Origin of the sequence: Paraburkholderia sp. USG1, assembly GCF_031570135.1 — a bacterium.
Classification (GTDB): domain Bacteria; phylum Pseudomonadota; class Gammaproteobacteria; order Burkholderiales; family Burkholderiaceae; genus Paraburkholderia; species Paraburkholderia dioscoreae.
In genome coordinates, this window is the sequence record NZ_JAMWXW010000001.1 from 429010 (window position 1) to 453268 (window position 24259).

The following is a 24259-nucleotide window of genomic DNA, read 5'->3' on the forward strand; positions in this document are numbered from 1 at the left end:
GAGAGCCCGCTGCGGGGAAGAACCGCGGCGGGTTTTTTTGTGGCTGGAAGGTGGTACGCGTGGTACTTCGGTGGTACGCGTCGTACTTCATGAGCGCTTCATGGATACTTCACGCGCGCTTTACGCTCGCATCGGTCACGGTCGTGGCTACCGCGCGTGGTCGAAGCCGCAAACAAGACGGCGATCCACTCACGTGGATCGCCGCTCCGTCCTCCCGGGACCTGTCGTTTATTGCCGTACCCGCTCCGTTAAGGCTTCGATCGCAGGCGATTTACAGCGCGCTTATTGGCCCGTCAGCGTGTTCGTCAATTCGACGCTCGGCGTCTGCGTATTGCCGTTCTGTGCCACCAGCAGATGGATCTGGCCCGGCACGAGCTGGCTCAGCGCACCCGCGATCGGCACCGACGTCACCAGCCAGTCGGCATTGTTCGACAACGTGAACGCCGTCGACTGGAAGATCGGCGTCTTGCTGCCCGCCACGGTCGCGATCAGCACGTACGTGCCGCCGGACACATAGATCGAATCCTGGCCGCTCGCCGGCACCGCGTTCTTGAAGGCCACACCGGCCATGGTCGGCGCGGCGTTGGTAATGTCGGTCGAGGTCGATTGGACCAGATACAGGTCGAGATTGGTCGCGTTCGCCGACGCGTTGAAGCCGCGCAGACGTGCGCTATTCGAGAGCAGGCCCTTGTCGAACGGATCGTCGATCAGGCCGATGTCCGGTGCGGCGAGGCCCGGCAAAGCGAGCACGGTGTATTCGTGGCCCTTCGCCACATCCGGAAAGCTGCCGCTCGCGAGCGCCGTCGTCGTGCCGGTCGCGGAGTAAGCGACCGTGGTCGCACCCGTGTTGATATTGGTGAAGTTCGTCACGCCTTTATAGTTGATGTTCGTCTGTCCCGAGGGCGCGGTGCCGTTCACGAGAAAGTCGACTGCCGGGCCGCTGGGAATGGCATGGATGAAATGGATCTCCGGATTGGTCAGCCCGAGTTCCTTGCCCACGTCGTCGGAGCCGCCGCCACACGCGCTCAGGATGGATGCAACCGCAGCCATCGCCACCATGGTTCGGATCAGTTTCATTATGTTCACCTATCGATGTTGTCGGGCTCTCGGCCCATTGATTTGTGGACGTCCCGCTTCGGGCAACACGCCGTCTGAAACCTTGTTCGCTGGTCGTTGGAACGGTTCAGGCCGGCTCTCCGAAACGGAGCACCCCCTCCTATCCCTGCCGCACATCGCGCCTTTATCCGGGCGGCGCGGTCCGTGTCGATGGACGCTCGCTTCGAGCAATGCGTGTGCCGCAGGCTTCCACTTGGCTGGTGGCGGCTGAAGAATGTCTTACGGGGCAATGACTTGCGGGGATTAGAATTTTTCCTCGGAGGGTTGGCACGCCGCGCGGTGTATCGTTCGTGCGCATCCAATACTTACACGGTCCTCCGCATGCCTTACCCACACTTACTCGCCGAACTCGACCTGGGCTTCACCCGCTTGCGCAACCGCGTGGTGATGGGTTCGATGCATACGGGCATGGAAGACCGCTTCTGGAATTACCCGAAGCTGGCCGCGTATTTCCGCGAGCGCGCGAAGGGCGGCGTCGGTCTGATCGTTACGGGCGGCATCTCGCCGAGTCGCGAGGGTTGGCTGTTGCCGTTCGGTGGCACGCTGAATTCCGTGTTCGATCTGCGCAATCACCGGAAGTTGACCGAGGCGGTGCACGCCGAGGGCGGCAAGATCGCGCTGCAGATTCTGCATGCGGGCCGCTATGGCTATCAACCGTTCGTCGTCTCCGCTTCGGCGATCAAATCGCCGATCTCGAAGTTCAAGCCGCGCGAGCTGAGCATCGCGGGCATTGCGAAGACCGTGCGCGACTATGCGCGCTGCGCGCGCCTTGCTCGGCGCGCGGGTTACGACGGCGTCGAGATCATGGGCAGCGAAGGCTATCTGCTCAACCAGTTCCTGTGTCCACGCACCAATCGGCGCACCGACGCCTACGGCGGCAGCATCGAAAACCGTATGCGGCTCGCGCGCGAGATCGTCGAGCGGGTGCGTGCCGTGTGCGGCGAGCGCTTTATCGTCATGTACCGGATCTCGCTGATCGATCTGGTGGAGGGCGGCAACACGTGGGACGAAACCGTGCAGGTCGCCCGCGCGCTCGAAACCGCCGGCGTGACGATGTTCAACACCGGCATCGGCTGGCACGAAGCGCGCGTGCCGACCATCGTGACCTCGGTGCCGCGCGCGGCTTTCGCCGAGCTGAGCGCGCGATTGACGGCCGCCGTCAGGGTGCCGGTGATCGTGTCGAACCGCATCAATACGCCCGACGTCGCGGAAGAACTGCTCGCACAGGGAGCAGGCGATCTGGTTTCGATGGCGCGGCCGCTATTGGCCGATCCGGAGTTCGTGGTGAAGACCGCCGAGGGGCGCACGCACGAAATCAACACCTGTATCGCCTGCAATCAGGCCTGCCTCGATCACACCTTCAGGAACCAGCGCGCGACATGCCTCGTCAATCCGCGCGCGGGACGTGAAACCGAGCTGATCTACCGGCCCGTCGCCGGAACGCAGGCCGCGCGTTCGGTCGCGGTGGTCGGCGCGGGTCCGGCGGGATTGTCGGCGGCGACGGTGGCAGCGTCGCGCGGGCATCGCGTGACGCTGTTCGATGCGAGCGCAACGATCGGCGGCCAGTTCAATCTGGCGATGCGCGTGCCCGGCAAGGAAGAGTTCAGCGAAACGATCCGTTATTTTCAGAGCCAGTTGCAGCGCCACCGCGTCGACGTGCGGCTCGACACGCGCGTCGATCCCGCGCTGCTTGCCGCCGGCGCGTATGACGACGTGATCGTCGCCACCGGCATCGTGCCGCGGCGGCCGGCGATTGCCGGCATCGATGCAGCGAACGTGCTGTCGTATGTGGACGTGCTGCGGGGTGCGCCGGTCGGCCAGCGCGTCGCCGTGATCGGCGCGGGCGGCATCGGCTTCGACGTCAGCGAGTTTCTGCTGCATCGCGCGGGCGACCCGCTGCCCATGCCGCGCGACGCGTGGCTCGACGAATGGGGTGTCGATCTTGCCGTGCAGGAACGCGGCGGCCTGAAACCGCCCGCGCCGGCGCGGCCGCCGCGGCCGCCGCGGCAAATATGGCTATTGCAGCGCAAGGCCGGCAAGCTCGGCATGGGGCTCGGCAAGACCTCCGGCTGGGTGCATCGCGCGACGCTGGCGAGGAACGGGGTGAAAATGCTTGGCGGCGTGTCGTATCTGGAGATCAGTGCGCGCGGGTTGAAGATCGCCCGCGAAGGCGTCGAGGAATGGCTCGAAGTGGATACGATCGTGGTGTGCGCGGGGCAGGAATCGCTGCGCGATCTGCATCCGCAGCCGGCGGCAGGAGAAGCGCATCGGGCCGAGGGGCCGCGCTATCACCTGATCGGCGGAGCGAAGGTCGCGACCGAACTGGACGCGAAACGCGCGATTCGCGAAGGCGCGGAAGTGGCGGCGGCGCTGTGAAGGCGGCGGCCTGCTGCCCGGGTCAAGCATATTCAGGGCAAACCCAATGCAAACCCAAGCCAGACTCCAGGTGAACGTCAGGCGAGCCCCTTCTTCCGGTAGTCGAACCAGAAAGACAGCCCCACGCTCGCCAGAATCACGATAGTCGCGATCACCGTGGAGCGCGTTACCGGCTCGCCGAGCAGCAGCGCACCGAGCGCCACGGCCACCACCGGGTTCACATACATGCAGCTGCTGGCAATGATCGGGCTGGTGTGCCGGATCAGAAAACCGTACGCGACATAGGCGGCCATCGTCCCGATCAGCATCAGGTAGATGAACGCCAGCAGCGGCAGTAAATGCAGCTCGGCCATGCGTTCGCCCGAGACCCACGCGACCAGCGTCGACATCGCGCCGCCCAGACCGATTTGCAGCGACGTCGAAAGAAACAGGTCCGAAGGCAGCTTCAGCCGCCCGGCCAGATGCGCGCCGCCCGCCCAGAAAAGCGCGCCGCACAGAATCGCCAGGCTGCCGCCCGCCGAGCCCGGCGCGCTGTCGCCGTGGCTGAGAATCGCAATGCCGACCAGACCGAGGCCGACCGCGAACCACTCGCCCCGGCCGATCTTGCGCCCCGCCACTGCCGCGATCACGGTCGCAAACAGCGGTACGGTGGCGACCATCACCGCCGCGGTGCCGGTGCCGACCGTGCGCATCCCATAGGCGAGCATGCCGCTCGACAAACCGACCAGCATGGTGCCGACCAGCCCGGCATTGCGGATTTCCACCGCGCCCGGCCAGACGGGATTGCGGCGCGCCGCGAAAACGAAGAGCCCTATGCCGGCGAACAGATTGCGCAACCCCGAGAGCAGCAGCGGCGGAAACGAACCCAGCGCGACGTGCACGGCAAGATAAGTCGAACCCCACACGAGATAGACGACGGCGAGCGCGAGTGCGAGCTGGCCGTTGCGGGACTGTGGCAAACGGAGCGGGAAACCACGCGGAAAACGGCTTGGAGTTTGCAGCGACATGCGTTCAACCCGCCCATGCCGCTCGAGGTGCTGCGCCCCCGCTGAAGACCCTGAGGCGGGATGGCGGACACCGCATCGGCGATACGGTCTGACGGGCGAGGCTGGCGGACATGTTGGTGGAACGGAAGGACGATAGATGGCCAAGGGAGCCACAACGCCGCAGCGGCCGAAACAGATCGGGCCACGGCGAACACGCGCCAAATGGTTGGCGCGCATCGCATTATGCAGTAAGCGCCCACCGCGTCGCTTGAAAGAATCGTAACTTTTTGACTTACTCGCAACAAAAATGGCCGTGGGCGTTTCCCCTGGATCTTCGTCGCGTCGATACCTCGGAACGCGTTGCACGCGAACGGCTGCGTTAATCTGCGCTTCGGGGTGAACTGGCGCGAGTTGCTGTGGATCGATCCGTAGTCGAGGCTCTCGCCCACCGGTCGAGCGGATCGCCGGATGGGTTTGTTCATGATTCGGTATCCGTAACGTCTGAGCAGACGGGCTCGGGCAGACGGCGGGCGGCTCGCACACGGCGCACACGATTTACCGCGGCTGGCAGGGCGTGGCAAACGGGCCGGGCCGGGCGCCGCGACGAGAGATTCCCGGCCCTGTGCTAAAGTCTAAAGGCAGCACCTCCCGTGCTAACATTCACCTTTCGATCGCGCCCGTACAACTGTATTGCGGCGCCCGCTTCATCCTCTTTCGCTACCCACTGGCTATCTCGATGCGCTTTCCGACTTCCCGTGCCTTCTCCCGCTTGCGCCCGCCCCGCGCAACCGGTTGCGCGCGCGCGGAGTCCATGCCGCGTCGCACCGGCGAGCTGTCCCGAACGCTCCCGCTCCACGCCGCCCGGCGCCCGATCTAACGCTGCCCGCTCCATTGCCTGAGCCGCGTTGTCGGGCTCCGGGCCGATCTCATCCGCACGCTGTTTCCCTACATGCAGATCGAATTGGAGTACCCATCGTGAAAAAGACGAAAACCTGTTATCTGACCGAGCTCGACGTCACCCGTCTCGAGAAGCACGCGGCCGCGCCCGGCGCCGACGCGCGTTTGCAGGACATGCTCGACGACGTCCTGGAGCGCGCGGTGATCGTCGATTCGCACGAGATTCCGGCCAATGTCGTCACGATGAATTCGCAAGCCACGCTGGTCGACGAAACCAGCGGCGAGCACATGACCTGGACGGTGGTCTATCCGCCCAACGCGGACTTCGCGCACGGTCGCCTGAACGTGTTCTCTCCCGCCGGCCTCGCCCTGCTCGGCGCGAAGCGCGGCGAGCGCATCCGCTTCACGCCGCCGAGCGGCACGGAGAAGGTGCTGAAGCTGGAAAAAATCCTGTTTCAACCCGAAGCCGCGGACGATTTCACGCTGTAAGCACAGCGCCACGCCATAGCAAACGTGTCGCGCCGCATCGTGGCGCCAGCCTGATGCCAGCCGCCTCGACACCCGACTCGCGCGTGGCCGACCGCTGCGCTATCCGCCAGCCGGCGTTTCCTGACGGGTTGCCAAGCAGCGGGAAGCCGGTGTATCGTGTGCGCTGCTAACGCGGGGGTCCTGCGTCGCACGGAGGTTGGAGGTCCGTGTTGCGTGGGTGAGAAATACCCTTTGAACCTGATCTGGATAATGCCAGCGCAGGGAAGCGTACGGATTTCGCGCTCCAGCTTTATCGCCTCACCTCTCGCGATTTCCGACAACTTCCGTCTCGTCTCCTGCTTAGCCGCCCCACATAGCTTTGCAACGGAGATACGCATGAACGCCAACCCGAAGTTCCTTTCCGCCGACGCGCACGTCGACGAAGCCGCTGTCGCGCCGCTGCCGAATTCCCGCAAGGTCTACGTGACCGGCTCGCGTCCCGACATCCGCGTGCCGATGCGCGAAATCTCGCAGGCCGACACGTCCGACAGCTTCGGCGGCGAAAAGAATCCGCCGGTCTATGTCTACGACACGTCGGGCCCCTACTCGGACCCGGACGCCAAAATCGACATCCGCGCCGGTCTGCCGGCACTGCGTCAGGCCTGGATCGAAGAGCGCGGCGACACCGAAGCGCTGACCGGCTTGTCGAGCGACTTCGGCCGCGAACGCGCCGCCGACACGGCAACCGCCGACCTGCGCTTCCAGGGCCTGCACCGCACGCCGCGCCGCGCGATCGCCGGCAAGAACGTCTCGCAGATGCACTACGCGCGCAAAGGCATCATCACGCCGGAAATGGAGTACATCGCGATTCGCGAAAACCAGCGCCGCGCCGAGTATCTGGAAAGCCTGAAGACGAGCGGCCCGAACGGCGAAAAGCTCGCCGCGATGATGGGCCGCCAGCATCCGGGCCAGGCGTTCGGCGCGAGCGCGTTCGGTCCGAACGGCCTCACCGAAATCACGCCGGAGTTCGTGCGCGAAGAGGTGGCGCGCGGCCGCGCGATCATCCCGAACAACATCAATCACCCGGAAAGCGAGCCGATGATCATCGGCCGCAACTTCCTCGTGAAGGTGAATGCGAACATCGGCAATTCAGCGGTGTCGTCTTCCATCGGCGAGGAAGTCGACAAGATGACGTGGGCGATCCGCTGGGGCGGCGACACGGTGATGGACCTGTCCACCGGCAAGCACATTCACGAAACGCGCGAGTGGATCATCCGCAATAGCCCAGTGCCGATCGGCACGGTGCCGATCTACCAGGCGCTCGAAAAGGTCAACGGCAAGGCCGAAGACCTGACGTGGGAAATCTTCCGCGACACGCTGATCGAACAGGCCGAGCAAGGCGTCGACTACTTCACGATTCATGCGGGCGTGCGTCTGCAATACGTGCCGCTCACGGCCAAACGCATGACGGGCATCGTCTCGCGCGGCGGCTCGATCATGGCGAAATGGTGTCTCGCTCATCACAAGGAAAGCTTCCTGTACGAGCACTTCGAAGACATCTGCGAAATCATGAAGGCGTATGACGTGGCCTTCTCGCTGGGCGACGGCCTGCGCCCCGGCTCGATCTACGACGCCAACGACGAAGCGCAGCTCGGCGAATTGAAGACGCTCGGCGAACTCACGCAGATCGCGTGGAAGCACGACGTGCAGACCATGATCGAAGGCCCCGGCCACGTGCCGATGCAACTCATCAAGGAAAACATGGATCTGCAACTGGAATGGTGCGACGAAGCGCCGTTCTACACGCTGGGACCGCTGACCACGGACATCGCGCCGGGCTACGACCACATCACGTCGGGCATTGGCGCTGCGATGATCGGCTGGTTCGGCACGGCCATGCTGTGCTACGTCACGCCGAAGGAGCACCTCGGCTTGCCGAACAAGGACGACGTCAAGACCGGCATCATCACCTACAAGCTCGCCGCGCACGCCGCCGATCTGGCGAAGGGCCATCCGGGCGCGCAGGTGCGTGACAACGCGCTTTCGAAAGCGCGCTTCGAATTCCGCTGGGAGGACCAGTTCAACCTCGGTCTCGATCCGGACAAGGCGCGCGAATTCCACGACGAAACGCTGCCGAAGGATTCGGCCAAGGTCGCGCATTTCTGTTCGATGTGCGGGCCGCACTTCTGCTCGATGAAAATCACGCAGGACGTGCGCGAGTTCGCCGCGCAACAAGGCGTCACCGACGACGAAGCGCTGAAGAAAGGTATGGAAGTGAAGTCGATCGAGTTCATGAAGAAAGGCGCCGAGATTTATCAGCGGCAGTAAGGTTCGGACGCGGATGCACCGTTAGCGCTGCGCGGTTCCATCCGCCATCCGGTCCGCCAGACCTCTGCATTGCAGTATCGAAGCCCGCCACCAGCGGGCTTTTGCGTTTCCAGCGGCCGGGCACGCCGCGTGCTGAATGAAGGGAAACATTTGATTACGAAACCGTCAGTTCGTTGACAGGTGCACACATCCGGACACGGGCTGCGGCGATAACATCAAATGGAAGAACGGTGACTACTTCCAATCACAAGTACCGGAGTCAGCATCATGAAATCGATTCGTCAAATCAGTACGCTCGCGGCCATCGTGGCAGCGGTGGTCAGTCTTTCCGCGTGTGAAGGCATGAGCCGGCAGGGCCGTGATACGGCCATCGGCGCAGGCCTGGGCGGCGCGGCGGGCGCGGCGGTCGGCGGCAATGCGCTGTCGACGATCGGCGGTGCGGCGGCGGGCGGAGTCATCGGGCATGAGGTGGGCAAGTAACCGGACGCCCGGTCTTCGCGCTATCCATGACACAAAGGTGAGTCCGGCGATGCGCGGCTCACAGAGAGCCGGACGCGCTGCTTCCCGGGCGGGCGAGATGTCTCCGATGCCCGTTTTCAAGTGACGCTGCAATAAGGTGAAATAAGCCGTTACGGATTTGCAATCCGGTTGGCGCGGGAGCAGCGTAAGCTGATGCCCTGTCGCCCCAACGGCGGCGTTCGATTCAACCAGGAGCGCGTCATGAAGTCCCGCCTCATCAACACGGTGTGTGCGATCGGCCGGCGGTTGCCGCGGCCCTTTTCCGGTGATTCCTCGCCACGTCTTTCCAACACGGGTATTGCGCTTGGAGGTGTGGTCTGTGTTCTCACGCTCTCCGGTTGCTATTACCCATACGGCTACTACCCGGCCGGCTACTACCCGCCGTACTACGCCACGGTGCCGGCCACTGCTACTCAGCAACAAGTGCCCGTCGGGCAAGTCGACTCATCCGCAGGTCAACAGCAGCAGCAACAGGCGCAGGCGCAAGCGGCTCAGCAAAGCTCGCCGCCCACTTACGCGGTCGCCGCCCCGCCGGTTTATGTTGCGCCCGCTTATCCCGTCTACTATCCGCCACCGGTCTATCCGGCCTATTACGGCTATCCGGGCTGGTACGCGCCGTCGGTCTCGATCGGTTTCGGGTTTGGCGGTTACTGGGGAGGCGGTCATGGTTATGGGGGTGGATGGGGCGGTCACGGACATGGGCACTGACAGCCGCCTTACGATTCACCCTCGCCCGACGTTTCGCCCGATGCGCACCCCGCATGGACCCGCGCATCGCTCGTCGCATCGCTCGTCGTGTCGCTCGTCGTCTCGCGCACCGTGCGGCCCCGCGCGGGCGCAAGACGCGCTCCCAGCCCCTGTCTGCTTCGCCCGTAGTTTCCCTTCTTGACGCAGCCCGACGGGGTTCTATGCTTCGGTAAGCCGCACACAGTATCTGCTTAAAAAGGCGCCCCGGCCCGTCCCGCACGTGCTGCCGTCGGCACCCATCCGTCATGCCAGAGCGACGCGCCCCTTCAGGCGGAGTGGCGCGTCGAGTTCGAACAACAACGAAGGAGACGTGATGTTCCACCAGCTACTCACTCCTGTCGGCAATTCGCTATTGCCCTCGTTCCTCGTCGCGGCCCTGCCGATCATCGTCGTGCTGCTTCTGCTTGGCTGGGCGCGCCGGCCGGCGTGGCAGGCTTCGCTCGCGGGGTTGATCGTCGGCCTGATCGTGGCGGTCTTTGTCTGGCAGTTTCCGGTGGGACTCGCGGTCAATTCGGTGGTCGCCGGCGCCGTGTTCGCCTGCTGGCCGGTCATGTGGATCGTGTTCACGGCGATCCTGCTTTACAACATCTCGCAGCGCTCGGGCCGCTTTGCGGCCTTTCGCATGTGGATGATCGACAACCTGCCGAACGACCGGCGCGTCGTGCTGGTGGTGATCGGGTTTTCGTTCGGCGCGCTGCTCGAAGGGATTTCCGGCTTCGGCACGCCGGTCGCCATTACCAGTTCGTTGCTGATTCTGCTCGGCTTTCCCACGCTCGAAGCGCTCACCTTCACGCTGATCTTCAATACCGCGCCGGTCGCCTTCGGCGCGCTCGGCGTGCCGATCACCGTGCTCGGCGCGGTCACGCACCTGCCGGCCGATTCGCTCGCCAAAATGGTCGGCCGCCAGTTGCCGTTCTTCGCCTTCCTGCTGCCCTTCTATGTCATCAGCGTCTATGCGGGCTTTCGCAACATGCTGAAGGTGTGGCCGGTGCTGCTGGTATCCGGCGCGAGCTTCGCGCTGACGCAGTTCGTCGCCTCGAACTTCGTGAACTACAGCCTGACCGACGTCCTGTCGTCGATGGTCTCGCTCATTCTGACGATTGCCTTCCTGCGCGTCTGGCGACCCGCAGCGGATCCGAAATTCGCGGTCAACATCGACCGGGTCGGCGAGGTGCGCGGCAAGATCGGCGGCGGCCAGGGCTGGTATCCGTGGATCATCGTGTCGGTCGTGGTGATCGTCTGGACCGTGGCGAAGATCTTCCTGATCGGCGACATCAAGGTGCCGTGGCCCGGCCTCGACAAGGCCGTGTTCATCACGCTGTACAACACGACGTATGGCGCGGTGTGGGACTTCCAGCCGCTCGCGACCGGCACTGCCATTCTGGTCGCCGCGCTGATCACCGCGTTCGTCGTCAAGCTGAGCCCGCGCGAGTTCGGCGCGGCCATCGCCGACACGTGGGTGCAGACGCGCATCGCCATCCTGACAGTGGCGACCATCGTCGGGCTCGCGTATCTGATGAATTACTCGGGCCTCACGTACACGCTCGGGCTGGGCGTTGCCTCGGTCGGACCGTTCTTCCCGCTGGTGTCGGCGTTCCTCGGCTGGGTCGCGGTGTTCCTGTCCGGCAGCGATACGTCCGGCAACGCGCTGTTCGGCAACCTGCAGGTGGTGGCGGCCAACCAGTTGAATCTCAACCCGATCCTGATGGCGGCGACGAACTCGTCGGGCGGCGTGATGGGCAAGATGATCTCGCCGCAAAACATCTCGACCGGCGTGGCGACCACCGAACTCAAAGGCAAGGAGGGCGTGGTGTTCGCCAAAACGTTCAAGCATTCAATGCTGCTGACGGTACTGCTCGGCGTGCTGGTCTGGGTGCAGCAGAATTTCCTGCAGTGGATGATTCCGCACTGAGCGGAGCGCATTGAGGCGGGTACGGGCGCGGCGGTGGTGCGGGCCGCCCCCGCCCCCTTCCTTCGCTCATGCATTTCAAGTCCGCCGTCTAAATGGTCGCCGCAAAATAATTCGCGGACTTCAAGCGGATACCCGCTCACGCTTGCGTGCTCCGTTCCACCACATTGCCCTGGTCGTAATTTTTCTCACATCAGCGTGAGAATTGCTCGTTTTGCGCGTGCCACTGCGGCCTTTACGATCACCACTATCAGACGCCTTTCATCTCCCGGATCTTGCCGTTTCATTCCAGCCTGAAACGTTTCGCGCGATAGCGCTGTTACGATGCGCGGGCGTCTCGACTCAACCGCGCGCGGCGCCACCCTCATGAATGCCAAGAACCTGCTGCAGTTGCTGATCCTCGCCGCCCTGTGGGGCGCCTCGTTCCTGTTTATCCGCGTCGGCGTAACCGACTTCGGCGTCGCACCGTTGATGGCGCTGCGCGTCGGCATCGGCGCGGCCTTTCTCGCCGTCGTGCTGATCGCGCGACGCCCGCTGCGCCAATCCGCGGCCATCCTGCGCACGCGAGCCTTCCCGCTGCTGGTGGTCGGCATCCTGAATTCGGCGGCGCCCTTCTGCCTGTTCGCCTATGCCGAGCTGACGCTGTCGGCGGGAGTGACCTCCGTGATCAATGCGAGCACGCCGCTGTGGGGCGCGCTGGTGGGCTTTGTCTGGCTGCGCGACCGGCTGAGCGCGCTACGCACGCTCGGGCTGGTGATTGGCTTTCTCGGCGTATTGATGCTGGTGTGGGATCAGATCGCCGCGCCGAACGGTACGCCCGCCACGCCGCTCACGACTGCGCTCGCGGCCGCCGCCGCGCTCGGCGCCACGCTGCTGTACGGCGTCGCCGCCAATTACACCAAGCGCCATCTGACGGGCGTCGACGCGCTGACCGTCGCTACGGGCACCATGACCGGCGCCACGCTCGTGCTGCTGCCGCTCGCCGTGATCTACTGGCCGGCGGCGCCGGTCTCGCTGCACGCATGGGGCGCGGTGATCGCGCTCGGCGTCGCGTGTACCGGCGTGGCATATATGCTGTTCTTCCATCTGATCGCGGTGGCCGGACCGGCGCGCGCCATTACCGTGACCTTCGTCATTCCGATCTTCGGCATTCTGTGGGGCGCGCTGTTTCTCGGCGAGAGCGTGTCGCCCGGCATGCTGGAAGGTTGCGGCGTAATCCTGGTCGGCACCGCGCTGGCCACCGGCGTCATCAAACGCCTGCCGTGGATCGGCACGCGCCGCGCGGATACCTGAAAACCGCTTCGTTCGCGCGACGCTTCCCGGCGTCGCCGATACTGCCGTTCTTCCCGCCGTCCCCAAGCCGCAGCAACTCCCAGGCACAAAAAAATAGCCCGCACTCCACAGGAGTGCGGGCGAAACCGTCGCCCTACGAGGATAGGCGACGGGGCCACCGAGGCCGCGCGCTACACGCGCGGGCCGTCATCGGGCTAAGCAGCGGTTCGTTGGCCGATGCTGGATGCTGGATGCTGGAGTCGTTGACCGGATCGCTGGATTGACGGCTCGCCGCAAACCCACGTGCGGCAAGCCGGCCCGGCTCCACGAACTTACAAAAGCAGCTTGTGTGCCAGTTTGTCAAACGACGGGAGCCATCAAGGGCAAACAGTTGATTCTTATTGGATTTTCTTACAGGAGAAAAAGATGGCGGCGGCCGGAAGGAAGGCTTTGAAAGTTACGTCACCGGGGTAACGTCACGTTACATGCGGCTGCACGAGGCGGCCGCATGCACGGTTGCCGTCGCGGAATACGGCAAGCGGTTCAGGACGGCGGCAAGGACGGTTCAAGGCGTCGGCCACTTCGTTCGACGCGCCGCCGTGTGCCGCATCCGCAAGCCGGTTGGCCGCCGCGCCTCGCGCGGGCTCAAGGCTGCGCCGCACACCAGCGCCAGGACGAGCAAGCTCGCGGCCCACATCCAGTAAGGAATCACGTCGAACATGGCCAACTCCCATTGAATGCCGGTTCGTACCGGTATTCTGCAAGCCAAGCAAAACACATGCGCACGCGGGCGATCTCTGTCCGGGCCGCGCGCTGCTTCATATCCGGCGATAGACATCCGGGCATAAAAAAACCCGCCCGGGAGTCAATCCCGGGCGGGTTCAGACATTCAGACGGTGCTCGAACCTGCTGCGCCTTAGTGCAACTGGTCAACCATCAGACTCATGATCTGCTTGGCCTGCGGGCTTTCGTCGATCGCGCCCTGGTCGTTGACCACGGCCACGCGCGTCTGGTCAGGCGTCACCGCGCGCACGTTCACGAGATACTGCTTGGCCACTTTCTCCTTCTTGCCGTGAAACACCTGGCTCCAGAAGCCCTGTTCCGCCGACGTCATATCCTTCGGATCGACGTAGCGCACGAAGTACAGGCCACGGGTCAGATCGCGGTCGTCGACGGTGAAATTGCTGCGGTCGAGCGCGAGGCCCACGCGCAACCAGGCGCGGTCATATGGCTCGCCGAGCGTGAGCTCCGTGGAGGAGAGCTGCGCCGATGTATTGTTCGCCGAATCCGCGTCCGGCGTGGGCTGCTGCGCGGACAACGCGACGTTTCGCGCCGCCGTGGCCGCAGCCGCCGACTTTGCGCCCGCCGTGGCCGCGTTAGGCGCCGTTTGCGCACCGGCCGGCGAGAGCTCGGCGCTTTGCGTGTCGCCCGGCTTGGTGCGCGAATCGGCCAGTGCCAGCGCTGCTTGCAGCCGCTTCAGATATTCCTGTTCGAGGCCCGGGTCGTTCGGCTTCGGCACCCAGGTGCTCGAATCGTTGTTCGTGCCGCTGAGCGCTTCACGCATGCCCTTCTGGCTGATGAACACATAGGTGCCGCCATTCGGCGCCGCTTCGAGACGCGTGCGGTACTTGTTGCGCTCCGAGGTCACATAGCTGTTGCCCATCGCCTTGGACAGCGTGTTGCGGATCAGGCCGTCGTTGATCTGAGCGTGCGTTTCGTTCCAGTCGGTTTCCATCACGCCCTTGTCGCGCTGGTCGACCACCAGCAGGAAACCCTGCTCCTGCCAGAAACGGCGAATCTGCGCCCATGCCTGATCTGGCGCCTTGTTGTCGATGACCAGCCAGCTTTCGGTGCCGTCGCGCTGGATATGCATGCCGGCGACCTGCGGCACCACCACCACGGAGTTGGCCGACGGCGCCTGCGCCTGGACCTGCTGGAGCGTGGACAACGAGGTTTCGCCGCCCTGCGGGGGCAACGAACGCTGATCGGCCGTCTCATCAATCATGTTCGGCGGTACGGCGAGTGACACCTGCTTCGATTTCGAGTCGCTCTTGTAGTCGATTTTGGTCGGCGACGACGTGCCGCAGCCGGCGACCAGACCGCCTGCCATCAGCATTACTGCAAACCGCTTGGTAAGACGAAGATCAGTCATGTTCGGGGAATCCTTCCGCTACGCCACGGCAAGTTTCCGTGGATCAACCCAACATTTTACCGATCCCGGCGACCCGTGTGCAAAAACCCGGGTTTGCGTGCGAATTAAGCAGCGTGAGCCGCTGGGAAATGGCACCCGATCTACTCACGCCAGGGATCTGGAACCGCCCTCGCGGCGCGCAGCTTCCCAGGGTTTCAGGCGACTGGTTTTCGCGCCTGAAACCGGCTTGCCGCGCGGCAGATTTAACAATTACCCACATTTCCCAAGCGCCTGTCAGATACACCCTACTTACTCGACAGTGTATTGATTCAACGGCCTTTTCCGGGCCTCTCGCACGGCTAATTTTGAGATCTCGAAATAGTCGAATACCGCTTCTGGTAACGGTCAGAAAACCTCAGTGATATCTTGAAATAGACATTTCAAGAAGCCTTCGAGGGCGCCAACCGAGAGACGACCATCATGCCAGTGCCCACCTTCTCCCCGACTCTCGCCGCCTGCGCAATGGCCATTGCCGTGTCGTGCGCCAGCGCCGATGCGCGCGCCCAATTGGGTGGCGCCATGCCGGATCAGGCGAGTTCGAACGCGACCGCGCCACGCAGCTTGCTGAACGGCGCGCTGCGCATGCGCACGCTGACCGACGCGGGCAACACGACCATCAACGAGTACGCCACGAACACCGGCCAGATCATCGCCTACACGTGGCAAGGGCCAACCATGCCCGACCTGCGCGCACTGCTCGGAACCTATGCCGGCTCGTATCGCGCGGGCGCCGAAGCAGCGACCGCCGACGGCAATCTGCATGTCTCGCGCGTGGCACGGCCGGACGTGGTCGTGGAATCCGGCGGGCCGATGCGCGGTTACGTGGGCCGCGCATGGCTGCCCGCGGCGCTGCCGGCCGGCGTCACGGCCGACGATTTCCAGTGACGCGCACAGCCTCGAGACTCCGCCTCCACCCCAGCTCACGACGCCATGAAATCCGCCCTTAGCCTTCCCGCCCTGCTCCTCGTCTGCGCCGCCTTTGCGGGGTGCGGCGGCGGTGGCGGCAGCACCCCGGCCGCCACGTCCCAGACCACTTCGGCCAGCAGCCCGGCCGCCGCGAGCGCGCCGCCGGCCGCCACGCCGCCCGCCGCGTCGAACGGCTCCGTACCGCAGTCGACTACGCCGAATATCCAGCCGATCATCGTCACCACCGCGCCAGGCTTGACGCGCAATATGCTGACGACGAGCGTCACCGTCTGCCAGCCCGGCACTGACAACTGCGCGACGATCGACAATGTCCAGGTCGACACCGGCTCGCACGGCTTGCGGATTCTCGCCTCCGCGCTGCCGGCGAGCCTCCCGCTCGCGGCAATCGCGTCGGGCGGCGGCATGGCGGGCGAGTGCGCGGTGTTCGGCGGCGGCTACACGTGGGGCGCGGTGCGCAGCGCGGACGTGCGCATGGCCGGCCAGCTGGCCGCGTCGATCCCGATCCAGACCATCGCCGACCCGGCGGTGCCCACCGTGCCCGCCGACTGCGCGGGCTCCGGCCGCGCCATGCAGACGGTGGCGGGCCTGCGCTCGAACGGCATTCTCGGCGTCGGCCTGTTCGCGGCCGACTGCGGCAGCGGCTGCGTCAATAGCGCGCTGCCGCGCTGGTACTACAGTTGCGACGCGAGCGGCGCCTGCCAGGCGAGCACGCAGGCGCTCGCGCAACAGGTGACCAATCCGGTCAGCCGCTTCGCGCTCGACAACAACGGCGTGGTGATCGACCTGCCGGCCATCGCCGACGCCGGCGCGGCGAGCGTATCGGGCTCGATGATCTTCGGCATCGGCACCCAGGCGAACAACACGCTCGGCGGCGCCAGCGTCCTCAAGGCGAATTCGGTGACGGGCTACGTCGTCACCACGAGCGGCGGCCAGACGTATTCGCAAAGCTATCTCGACAGCGGCTCGAACGGGCTCTTCTTCAGCAATAGCCAGTTGCCGCAGTGCGGCTTCTGGTACTGCCCGCCCTCGGTGCAGGCCGCGAGCGCCGCGATCACGGGCACGGACGGCGCGTCGAGCATGGTGTCGTTTGCGATCGGCAATTCGAGCGCGCTGTTCGCGTCGGCGAATAACGCGTTCAATAACCTTGCCGGCGTGGCCAGCAGCGGCTTCGGCTGGGGCCTGCCGTTCTTCTTCGGACGACGCGTCTATACGGCGATCGCCTCGCGCGAGACGTCGGCGGGACCAGGCCCTTACTACGCGTTCTGAGCGCGCGGCTTCTTTCGTCGCTGAAAATTCCCAAACTCGCCGAACGCACAGATTTGATATCCACCGACTGCGATAATTTCCGCTTTCCGGCTAACTGCCTTCCAGTTAGTTAGTCATGCAAATTCTGGAATTGTCGGCAGATGGAAGAACCCACTTTTTCGCTCGATCACTTCGAGCAGCTCGTTTATACGCAACAGCACGTCAAGGCTTCCATCCAGTTCATTGCCGCGCTCGCGCTTCTGCAGCAGAAGCGCGGCAAGCTGGACGGCTGCTTTCTTGCGTCGGGCATAGCCGATCTGCCGCCTGACGAGCAACGCCAACGCTTCTGCACACGCCTCGCGAGCGCGGCTTCGACCCTGTTCGCCGACCCGGCGTTCAAGCTGCCGCCCGAGTGCTTCAGGCTGTTGCTGACACTGCACGAATGGGTCGGCCTCGTCTTCTCCTCCACGGCATTCGGCAATGCGGACCATGTCGCCCGCAACCTGAATCCGCGCGGTCAGGAGAACGCCCAGTTTCTGCCGGGCGACAGCTTCGTCGAGAAACTCTGCGTTCTCTACTCCACGGAATCGGAACTCGAACTCGACTTCGCGGCGCTGTGGGCGTACAACAAATCCCTCGCCGCCTGTCTCGCGCTGGTATTGCTGGCGCCGGTCTTCAAGGGCTCGGCGAGTGCGCACATCAAGCGCGAGGCGCTGATGGAATGGCTTCCCGGCAAACTGCAGCAGATCGCCGACCTCGACGACCTGCCCACGGCCCTGCTGCACAACGCGTATATGTTTTGCAGCTATGCGGACACGCCGCGGCGGCACGAGATCAAACGCGACATCAATGCACTGGTGCGCCGCAAGCTGAACCAACTGGGGCTGACCGACCTTCCCGCGTCGCAGTTGTCGCCCGCAAAGAGCCGCAAGCAGCGTGGCAAAAAGCCGCTCATGCTGGTCGTGCTCGAATGGTTCGGCGGCGCCCATTCCATCTACCGCACGCACTCGCGCACGCTCGAAGCCGCGCGCGAGCATTTCGAGGTGGTGGCCTTCAGCTTCGGCTACGCTATCGACGACATCGGGCGCGCGGTGTTCGACCGCTTCATCGAACTGGAGGAACCGGAATACATCGGCGAATGTCTGAAAACAATTCGCGACTTTGCCGAGGCGGAACGTCCCGACGTGCTCTATATGCCGAGTGTCGGCATGTTCGCGCTGACGGTGTTCATGTCGAACCTGCGCGTTGCGCCGCTGCAGATCGCCGGGCTCGGCCATCCGGCCACGACTCACTCCGACAAGATCGACTACGTCAGCGTCGAGGAAGATTACGTCGGCGACCCGGCCTGCTTCAGCGAACGTCTGCTGAAGCTGCCGAAAGACGGTCAGCCGTACCGGCCGTCGGTGGCGCTGCCGGATATCGTCGCGGAAGTGCCGCCGTCACGTGAAACGCTGGAGGTGGTCATCACGGCCAGCGCAATGAAGCTCAATCCCGGCTTTCTCGAAGCGTGCCGCGAGATCGGCACGCGCGCTGCAACGCCTGTGGAGTTTCACTTCATGAGCGGCGTACCTTACGGTTTACCGCTCGAGCGCATGCGCGAAGTCATCCGCCAGGCGTTGCCGCGCGCGGTCGTGCACGGCTTTCACGATTACGCGGATTATCTGGCGCGGGTCAATCGCTCCGACCTCTTTCTCAGCCCGTTTCCGTTCGGCAATACCAACGGTATCGTCGACGCGCTCACGCTGGGTTTGCCCGGCATCTGCAAGCGCGGGCCGGAAGTGTTCGAACGGATCGACGGCGCGCTGTTCGAGCGCGTGGGCATGCCGTCGTGGGCGACAGCGGAGAGCGTTGAGGACTACATCGCCGCCGCCGTGCGAATGATCGATGCGCACGCTGAGCGCACGGCCTTGCGGCTGCGTCTGATTGACACGCAGGCGGTGGAGCGCTGCTTTGAAGGGCGGCCGCAGGCGTTTGGTGAAAGCGTGTTGCGACTGGTGCGGGACAAGCAGCGCCAACGCGAGGAGGCGGTGGTTTGAAGGTTGCGGTGGTTTGAAGGTTGCGGTGGTTTGAAGGTTGCGGTGGTTTGAAGGTTGCGGTGGTTTGAAGGTTGCGGTGGTTTGAAGGTTGCGGTGGTTTGAAGGTCGTTGCGGCTTGCCTGCCCTCACGGCTTGCTTTGCCTCACGGCTTGCCATGCGCCGCAAGTTTCCTTGTGTCACCAATCACCACTCGACTTGCCATTGCCCGATGCGTTATTCCGTCGCGTTCGCGGCCGGGGTCACAAGATTCGCCGGTGCGAGCCAGTTGAATGCGCTCAGCGTCGGCCCGTGGAACGTGCACTCGGCGGCGGCTGGCGTGACGATCTTCTGCGGTTTGGCGGGCTTGAGCGAGAGTGCTTCGGTTGCCGAAGCGCCTGATGCCCCAGAAGCACCAACGGACACCGCCGAAGCCGGCAATGCCGCAGACGCCGCCTGTGCGCCCGAAGCGGTCAGCGGCGCTTTCGTCACTGAAGCCACAGACGCCACAGACGCAGGCACCCCCACATGCTCGATCGATCCCTCGACCACCACCCGCGAGCCGTTAATGCCTGAGCCCGCATGGGCGATCTTCAGCGTATCCGCCGACGTATCCGCCAGCTTGCTTCGCATCAACTGCTCGCACGCGTCCGTGTTCTTATAGACAGTCGTACAGCCCGCCAGCAAAGCAGCAGCCGTGACGCAGGCGATAAAGAGAATCCGAATCTTCATTGATGTTCCGTTTTTCAAGCCGTCGGCAATTGTAGCTTACGGGCCGCTTGACCTGCACCCGCTCAGCGCACCCGGTCGCGTGTCCATTCAATGCCGGAAGCAACGTACCGGCTGCATATGGCAACGGACATCTTCACGGCCTATCCACCGCGAGTAACACAGTGACTGCTTGACCGCAGCGGCTTGCACCGGCATCGTGTTGACCGGCCGCCGTCCTTCCAGCGCGCCGCCGGCTTCCCGGCCGTGCCTCGCGATCAACATCGCTTCGCCCTCTCAATCTTTCTCACTTTGTGCCGACCAGCTTTCCCGCATGTTCAGCCTTGCCCTGCTCGCTATCGCGGGTTACACCGCCACCAACATCGACAACCTGTTCGTGCTGCTCGCCTTCCTGGCGGAAGCGGGCGGCGAGCGGTGTCGCGTGATCGCCGGGCAGTGTGCCGGCTCGCTGACCTTGATCGTGGGGTCAATGCTGCTCGCCGCATTGCTGAAGCATCTGCCGGCGGGTTATGTCGGATTGCTCGGCATCCTGCCCATCGGCGTGGGACTCGCCAAAGCATGGGAGCGCTTTGGCCCCCGCAGCGCGCAACAGGAGGAAACGCGGCGGGCCGGCGGCGAGCCGCCCGCCGCACGCGCCTCATCCCGGTGGGTGGTGGCCTGCGTTGCCATCGCCAACGGTTCCGACAATCTCGCCGTCTATGTGCCGCTGTACGCAAGCCATTCACACAGCGAGGGTGCATTCATCTCGCTGGTCTTTATCGTGATGATCGGGCTCTGGTGCGCGGGCGCCGTATGGCTCGTCAAACATCCACTGCTCGGCGCGCCGATCCGGCGCTACGGCACGGCGCTGCTACCGCTGATCCTGGTGGTGATCGGCGTCTCGGTGATCGCGCAGAACGATACGCCGCGGATCATATTCGGGCTCTGAGTGACGACGAGCGGCACATCAGCAAGAGAATCGACGAAAAAAACGGCACGGTCCGTGCAAAGATGCGCAGCTGTCCAGCGCGCGATGTTGCATGACCGCCAGGCGCGCGACCGCTCAGTTCGCCGGCGTTTGCGGTTGCACGTAGGTACGTACGCCGGCGAGCGGTGAACCATAGCCGCCGGAATTCGCGTGGTTCGGCAAGCCGTTGACCAGTTGCGCGCGCGGATCGGTCGGATTCAGGTTCATTTCCCCTGCCTGCTGGTTGCCGTGCGTCGGATATTCGCTGCCTCGCGCTGCGTTCGGCATCAAACGCGTGCTGTTTTGCGGCGCATTCATGTCGTCCTGCGGACTCAGGCCTTGCGCTCCCGCCTGCGCGGCGATCGCGCACGCAGCCGCGCACAGTAACACCTGCCCTGCCCGCCACCTCCTCGATGTTCGTTTCATACCTGCCTCCAGCAAAATGAAATGAAAAGAAAAGAATCAGGTTGCGCTCGACACACGCCAGGCCCGCGCGCGACGGCAAACCCTGACCACCCCCTGACCACCATTTATACGCGCCATCTGACGCTTCGGATTCGCCCGGCGTGGCGCGACCTGCAGCAAACAGGAAAACTGGCTGCCCCGGTCATTTATTCCTCGCGTTCCCGGCTGCTGCGGCGCCACGCAGCAAATCGAGCAAGCGCCTATCCTTATGCCGATTGCCGATTTCCTTCCAGGCCGATCGAACCCGATAATGGACGCCATGAACCCTCGACCCAATCTCCAGACTCGCGCGTCGCGCACCGCGCTCGCCGCGTTGAGTGCGGCGCTGCTTCTCGCGGCCTGCGCCGGCCCGTCAGCCTCGACTTCCGCCTCTGCATCGGTCGATCCCGCGCTGCTCGACGCGGCCATTGCCGGACCGCAGCGCGGCGACAAGGCCCGCACGCGCGATATCTACCGTCATCCGAAAGAGACGCTGCAATTCTTCGAACTCGCGCCGTCACAAAGCGTGCTGGAGATCGAGCCGGGCGGCGGCTGGTATACGGAGATCCTCGCGCCGTATCTGCACGACCACGGCAAGCTCTTCGAGGCGCAGTACGACGGCCCGCAGGGCGGACCATCGGTGGAGGCACAGGCCGGCCGGGCTGCGTTCGCACGCAAGCTCGCGGCCACGCCCGCCGTCTACGGCAAGGTCGTGGTCGGCACGCTGCATGCGGGCCAGTTCAGCGGTTTTCCAGCCGATGCCAGCGTCGATGAGGTGCTGACCTTCCGCAATATCCACAACTGGATCAAGGACGGCCAGATCGACGCGAACCTGCGCGCCTTCTACGCAGCGCTCAAGCCGGGCGGCGCGCTCGGGGTCGAGGAACATCGCGCGGCGCCGGGCACCTCGCTGCAACAAACCATCGATACCGGCTACGTGACCGAAGACTACGTGATCGAACACGCGCGCGCGGCCGGCTTCGAGCTGGCCGGCAAGAGCGAGGTGAACAGCAACCCGCGTGACACGAAAAACTATCCCAACGGCGTCTGGTCGCTGCCGCCGACCTTCGAAGGCGGCGACGTCGACCGGGCGAAATACGCGGCGATCGGCGAATCGGACCGCATGACCTTGCGCTTCGTAAAACCGGCGCACTGATCGCGCACGGACGGGACGGCGCTTGACGCCGTCCCAATAATATGTTCCTATTGCGCACTATGTACCGCGCCCAGACCATCCTATCGCTACTACTAGCCCCCTCTACCGGGCTAGGTCTGCTGCTGCGCGCTTCTATCTGATACACCCGAAGCACCGCTCAATTCCCCAGTAACTGACCCAGCCCCGGTTTCCGACCGGCGGCCCAGTTATGTCTTTTCGTCGTCCGGTCGACTCCCAGCTATCTGGTCTCACCCAAGGACGATGAAAATGTTGAAGAACCCCGCTACCAAATATCGCTCGTTCAAGCCCATCGACTTGACGGATCGCCAGTGGCCGTCGCGCACCATCACGCAAGCGCCGATCTGGATGAGCACTGATCTGCGCGACGGCAATCAGTCGCTCTTCGAGCCGATGGATGCGCAGCGCAAGATGCGCATGTTCAAGACGCTGGTGCAGATCGGCTTCAAGGAAATCGAAGTCGCGTTTCCGTCCGCTTCGCAGACCGACTTCAATTTCGTGCGTGAGCTGATCGAAGGCGGCCATATCCCCGACGACGTCACGATCGAAGTCCTGACGCAAGCTCGCGACGATCTGATCGAGCGCACCTTTGAATCGTTGCGTGGCGTGCCGCGCGCCATCGTCCATCTGTACAACGCGACCGCGCCGGAATTCCGCAAGATCGTCTTCAATCTGGAGAAGAGCGGCGTGAAGGAACTCGCGCAAAACGCTGCGCGCACGATGAAGCGCATCGCCGCCACCATGCCGGAAACACAGTTCACGTTCCAGTACAGCCCGGAAGTGTTCAGCGGCACCGAAATCGAATTCGCCAAGGAAGTCTGCGACGCCGTGTTCGACATCTGGGAACCGACACCGGAGCACAAGGCGATCGTCAACCTGCCGGCCACCGTCGAAATGTCCACGCCGAACATCTACGCGGACCAGATCGAGTGGATGCACCGCAATCTCAAGCGCCGCGATTCGCTGGTCATCTCCGTGCATCCGCATAACGATCGCGGCACTGCCGTGGCCGCGGCCGAACTCGCCGTGATGGCCGGCGCGGATCGTATCGAAGGCTGTTTGTTCGGCAACGGCGAGCGCACCGGTAACGTCGATCTCGTTACGCTCGCATTGAACCTGTACACGCAGGGCGTCGATCCGGGCCTCGACTTCTCCAACATCAACGAAGTCGCGCGTACCACGGAAGAGTGCACGCAATTGCCGATCCATCCGCGTCATCCGTATGTCGGCGATCTGGTGTTCACCGCCTTTTCGGGTTCGCATCAGGATGCGATCAAGAAGGGCTTTGCGGTGCAGAAACCGGATGCAATGTGGGAAGTGCCCTATATGCCGATCGATCCGGCCGATCTGGGCCGCACCTACGATTCGGTGATTCGCGTGAACAGCCAGTCGGGCAAAGGCGGCATTGCCTATCTGCTCGAACAGGGCTACGGCGTGGTGTTGCCGCGCCGCCTGCAAGTGGATTTCAGCTCGGCCGTGCAGCGCTTCACCGACGATAGCGGCCAGGAAGTCACCTCCGCGCAGATCTGGGAATTGTTCCAGCAGGAATATGTGCAGAACGCCACGCCGATCCATTACGTCGGCCATAGCCTGTCCGAGCGCGACGGACGCGAGCACATCAAGCTCACGGTCGATATCGACGGCACGCGGCGTGTGCTGAACGGCGCTGGTAATGGTCCGCTCGACGCGTTGATGCACGCGATCGGCGTGCCGGTGCGCATTCAACATTATGAAGAGCGCGCGTTGACTCAAGGTGCCGATGCACGCGCGGTGGCGGTTGCCGAAATGGCCGGAGCCGATGTGGCCGGCAGCGCATTCGGCGTCGGTATCGATGCCAATCTGGTGACGGCTTCGATTCGCGCGGTGATCAGCGGTGTGAATCGCGCTTACGCACGAGTCAATGCGCAAGCGAAGGAGCGCTTCTTCGAGGCCGCCATGAACGATGCTACGGAAAGCGTGGGCGTTTAAGGTTT

19 protein-coding genes and 1 riboswitch are annotated in these 24259 nt (G+C 64.0%); of the genes, 14 read left to right on the forward strand and 5 right to left on the reverse strand.

Translation table 11 applies throughout. The annotated features are described in order from the left end of the window. Positions 1-282 precede the first annotated feature (282 nt). Positions 283-1077 (reverse strand): DUF4397 domain-containing protein, encoded by a 795-nt coding sequence (locus NE850_RS02040; protein WP_007181188.1) that lies wholly within the window; start codon positions 1075-1077, stop codon positions 283-285. Between the two features lie 360 nt (positions 1078-1437). Here NE850_RS02040 and NE850_RS02045 point away from each other — a divergent pair, with 360 nt between their 5' ends. Then, the gene (locus tag NE850_RS02045; protein WP_310698384.1) at positions 1438-3492 is read left to right on the forward strand and encodes an NADPH-dependent 2,4-dienoyl-CoA reductase; all 2055 of its coding nucleotides are present in this window, start codon (positions 1438-1440) and stop codon (positions 3490-3492) included. Positions 3493-3569: 77 nt separating this feature from the next. Here the strand turns inward: NE850_RS02045 and NE850_RS02050 are convergent, their stop codons facing one another. Then, entirely contained in the window at positions 3570-4499 is a 930-nt protein-coding gene (locus tag NE850_RS02050; protein ID WP_007181186.1) for an EamA family transporter, read from the reverse strand. Positions 4500-5453: 954 nt separating this feature from the next. Here NE850_RS02050 and NE850_RS02055 point away from each other — a divergent pair. The 7 genes from NE850_RS02055 (at position 5454) to NE850_RS02085 (ending at position 13322) form a co-directional block, all read left to right on the forward strand. After that, positions 5454-5864 (forward strand): GreA/GreB family elongation factor, encoded by a 411-nt coding sequence (locus tag NE850_RS02055; protein WP_007181185.1) that lies wholly within the window; start codon positions 5454-5456, stop codon positions 5862-5864. A 163-nt stretch (positions 5865-6027) separates the two neighbouring features. After that, positions 6028-6146: riboswitch (TPP riboswitch) on the forward strand. 93 nt (positions 6147-6239) lie between these two features. Continuing rightward, positions 6240-8171, forward strand: a complete 1932-nt coding sequence (gene thiC, locus NE850_RS02060; protein ID WP_165186622.1) for a phosphomethylpyrimidine synthase ThiC — start codon at positions 6240-6242, stop codon at positions 8169-8171. Positions 8172-8438: 267 nt separating this feature from the next. Continuing rightward, positions 8439-8651, forward strand: a complete 213-nt coding sequence (locus NE850_RS02065; protein WP_007181183.1) for a glycine zipper 2TM domain-containing protein — start codon at positions 8439-8441, stop codon at positions 8649-8651. A gap of 240 nt (positions 8652-8891) precedes the next feature. Further along, the gene (locus NE850_RS02070; protein WP_007181182.1) at positions 8892-9398 is read left to right on the forward strand and encodes a hypothetical protein; all 507 of its coding nucleotides are present in this window, start codon (positions 8892-8894) and stop codon (positions 9396-9398) included. Positions 9399-9750: 352 nt separating this feature from the next. After that, on the forward strand, positions 9751-11349 hold the full coding sequence (locus NE850_RS02075) for an L-lactate permease (protein WP_007181181.1): 1599 nt from the start codon (positions 9751-9753) through the stop codon (positions 11347-11349). Between the two features lie 363 nt (positions 11350-11712). Further along, complete coding sequence (locus tag NE850_RS02080) at positions 11713-12639, forward strand: DMT family transporter (protein WP_035518536.1); 927 nt, start codon at positions 11713-11715, stop codon at positions 12637-12639. A gap of 464 nt (positions 12640-13103) precedes the next feature. Beyond that, entirely contained in the window at positions 13104-13322 is a 219-nt protein-coding gene (locus tag NE850_RS02085) for a hypothetical protein (protein WP_035517992.1), read from the forward strand. Between the two features lie 212 nt (positions 13323-13534). Here NE850_RS02085 and bamC read toward each other — a convergent pair whose 3' ends face one another. After that, positions 13535-14770, reverse strand: coding sequence for an outer membrane protein assembly factor BamC (gene bamC, locus NE850_RS02090; RefSeq protein ID WP_007181176.1), 1236 nt, complete (start codon positions 14768-14770; stop codon positions 13535-13537). 459 nt (positions 14771-15229) lie between these two features. On the opposite strand from bamC, the gene NE850_RS02095 reads away from it, so the two are divergent. The 3 genes from NE850_RS02095 (at position 15230) to NE850_RS02105 (ending at position 19017) form a co-directional block, all read left to right on the forward strand. Then, entirely contained in the window at positions 15230-15694 is a 465-nt protein-coding gene (locus NE850_RS02095; RefSeq protein WP_007181175.1) for a DUF2844 domain-containing protein, read from the forward strand. Positions 15695-15739: 45 nt separating this feature from the next. Then, the gene (locus NE850_RS02100; protein ID WP_310698385.1) at positions 15740-17002 is read left to right on the forward strand and encodes a DUF3443 domain-containing protein; all 1263 of its coding nucleotides are present in this window, start codon (positions 15740-15742) and stop codon (positions 17000-17002) included. Positions 17003-17142: 140 nt separating this feature from the next. Then, positions 17143-19017 carry a glycosyl transferase family 1 gene (locus tag NE850_RS02105; RefSeq protein ID WP_165186625.1) on the forward strand — a complete coding sequence of 625 codons (1875 nt, stop codon included), beginning with the start codon at positions 17143-17145 and terminating at the stop codon, positions 19015-19017. A gap of 213 nt (positions 19018-19230) precedes the next feature. On the opposite strand, the gene NE850_RS02110 is transcribed toward NE850_RS02105, so the two are convergent. Beyond that, a complete protein-coding gene (locus tag NE850_RS02110) occupies positions 19231-19725 on the reverse strand; it encodes a hypothetical protein (RefSeq protein WP_007181172.1) in 495 nt (164 codons plus the stop codon). Between the two features lie 310 nt (positions 19726-20035). Here NE850_RS02110 and NE850_RS02115 point away from each other — a divergent pair, with 310 nt between their 5' ends. Next, a complete protein-coding gene (locus NE850_RS02115; RefSeq protein ID WP_007181170.1) occupies positions 20036-20650 on the forward strand; it encodes a cadmium resistance transporter in 615 nt (204 codons plus the stop codon). Between the two features lie 114 nt (positions 20651-20764). Here NE850_RS02115 and NE850_RS02120 read toward each other — a convergent pair whose 3' ends face one another. Next, positions 20765-21094, reverse strand: coding sequence for a hypothetical protein (locus NE850_RS02120; RefSeq protein ID WP_007181169.1), 330 nt, complete (start codon positions 21092-21094; stop codon positions 20765-20767). Positions 21095-21383: 289 nt separating this feature from the next. On the opposite strand from NE850_RS02120, the gene NE850_RS02125 reads away from it, so the two are divergent. Both NE850_RS02125 and leuA read left to right on the forward strand, forming a co-directional pair. Then, positions 21384-22268 carry a class I SAM-dependent methyltransferase gene (locus tag NE850_RS02125; protein ID WP_007181168.1) on the forward strand — a complete coding sequence of 295 codons (885 nt, stop codon included), beginning with the start codon at positions 21384-21386 and terminating at the stop codon, positions 22266-22268. 267 nt (positions 22269-22535) lie between these two features. After that, positions 22536-24254: a 2-isopropylmalate synthase gene (leuA, locus tag NE850_RS02130; RefSeq protein WP_310698386.1), complete on the forward strand. Its 1719-nt coding sequence runs from the start codon at positions 22536-22538 to the stop codon at positions 24252-24254. Positions 24255-24259 lie beyond the last annotated feature (5 nt).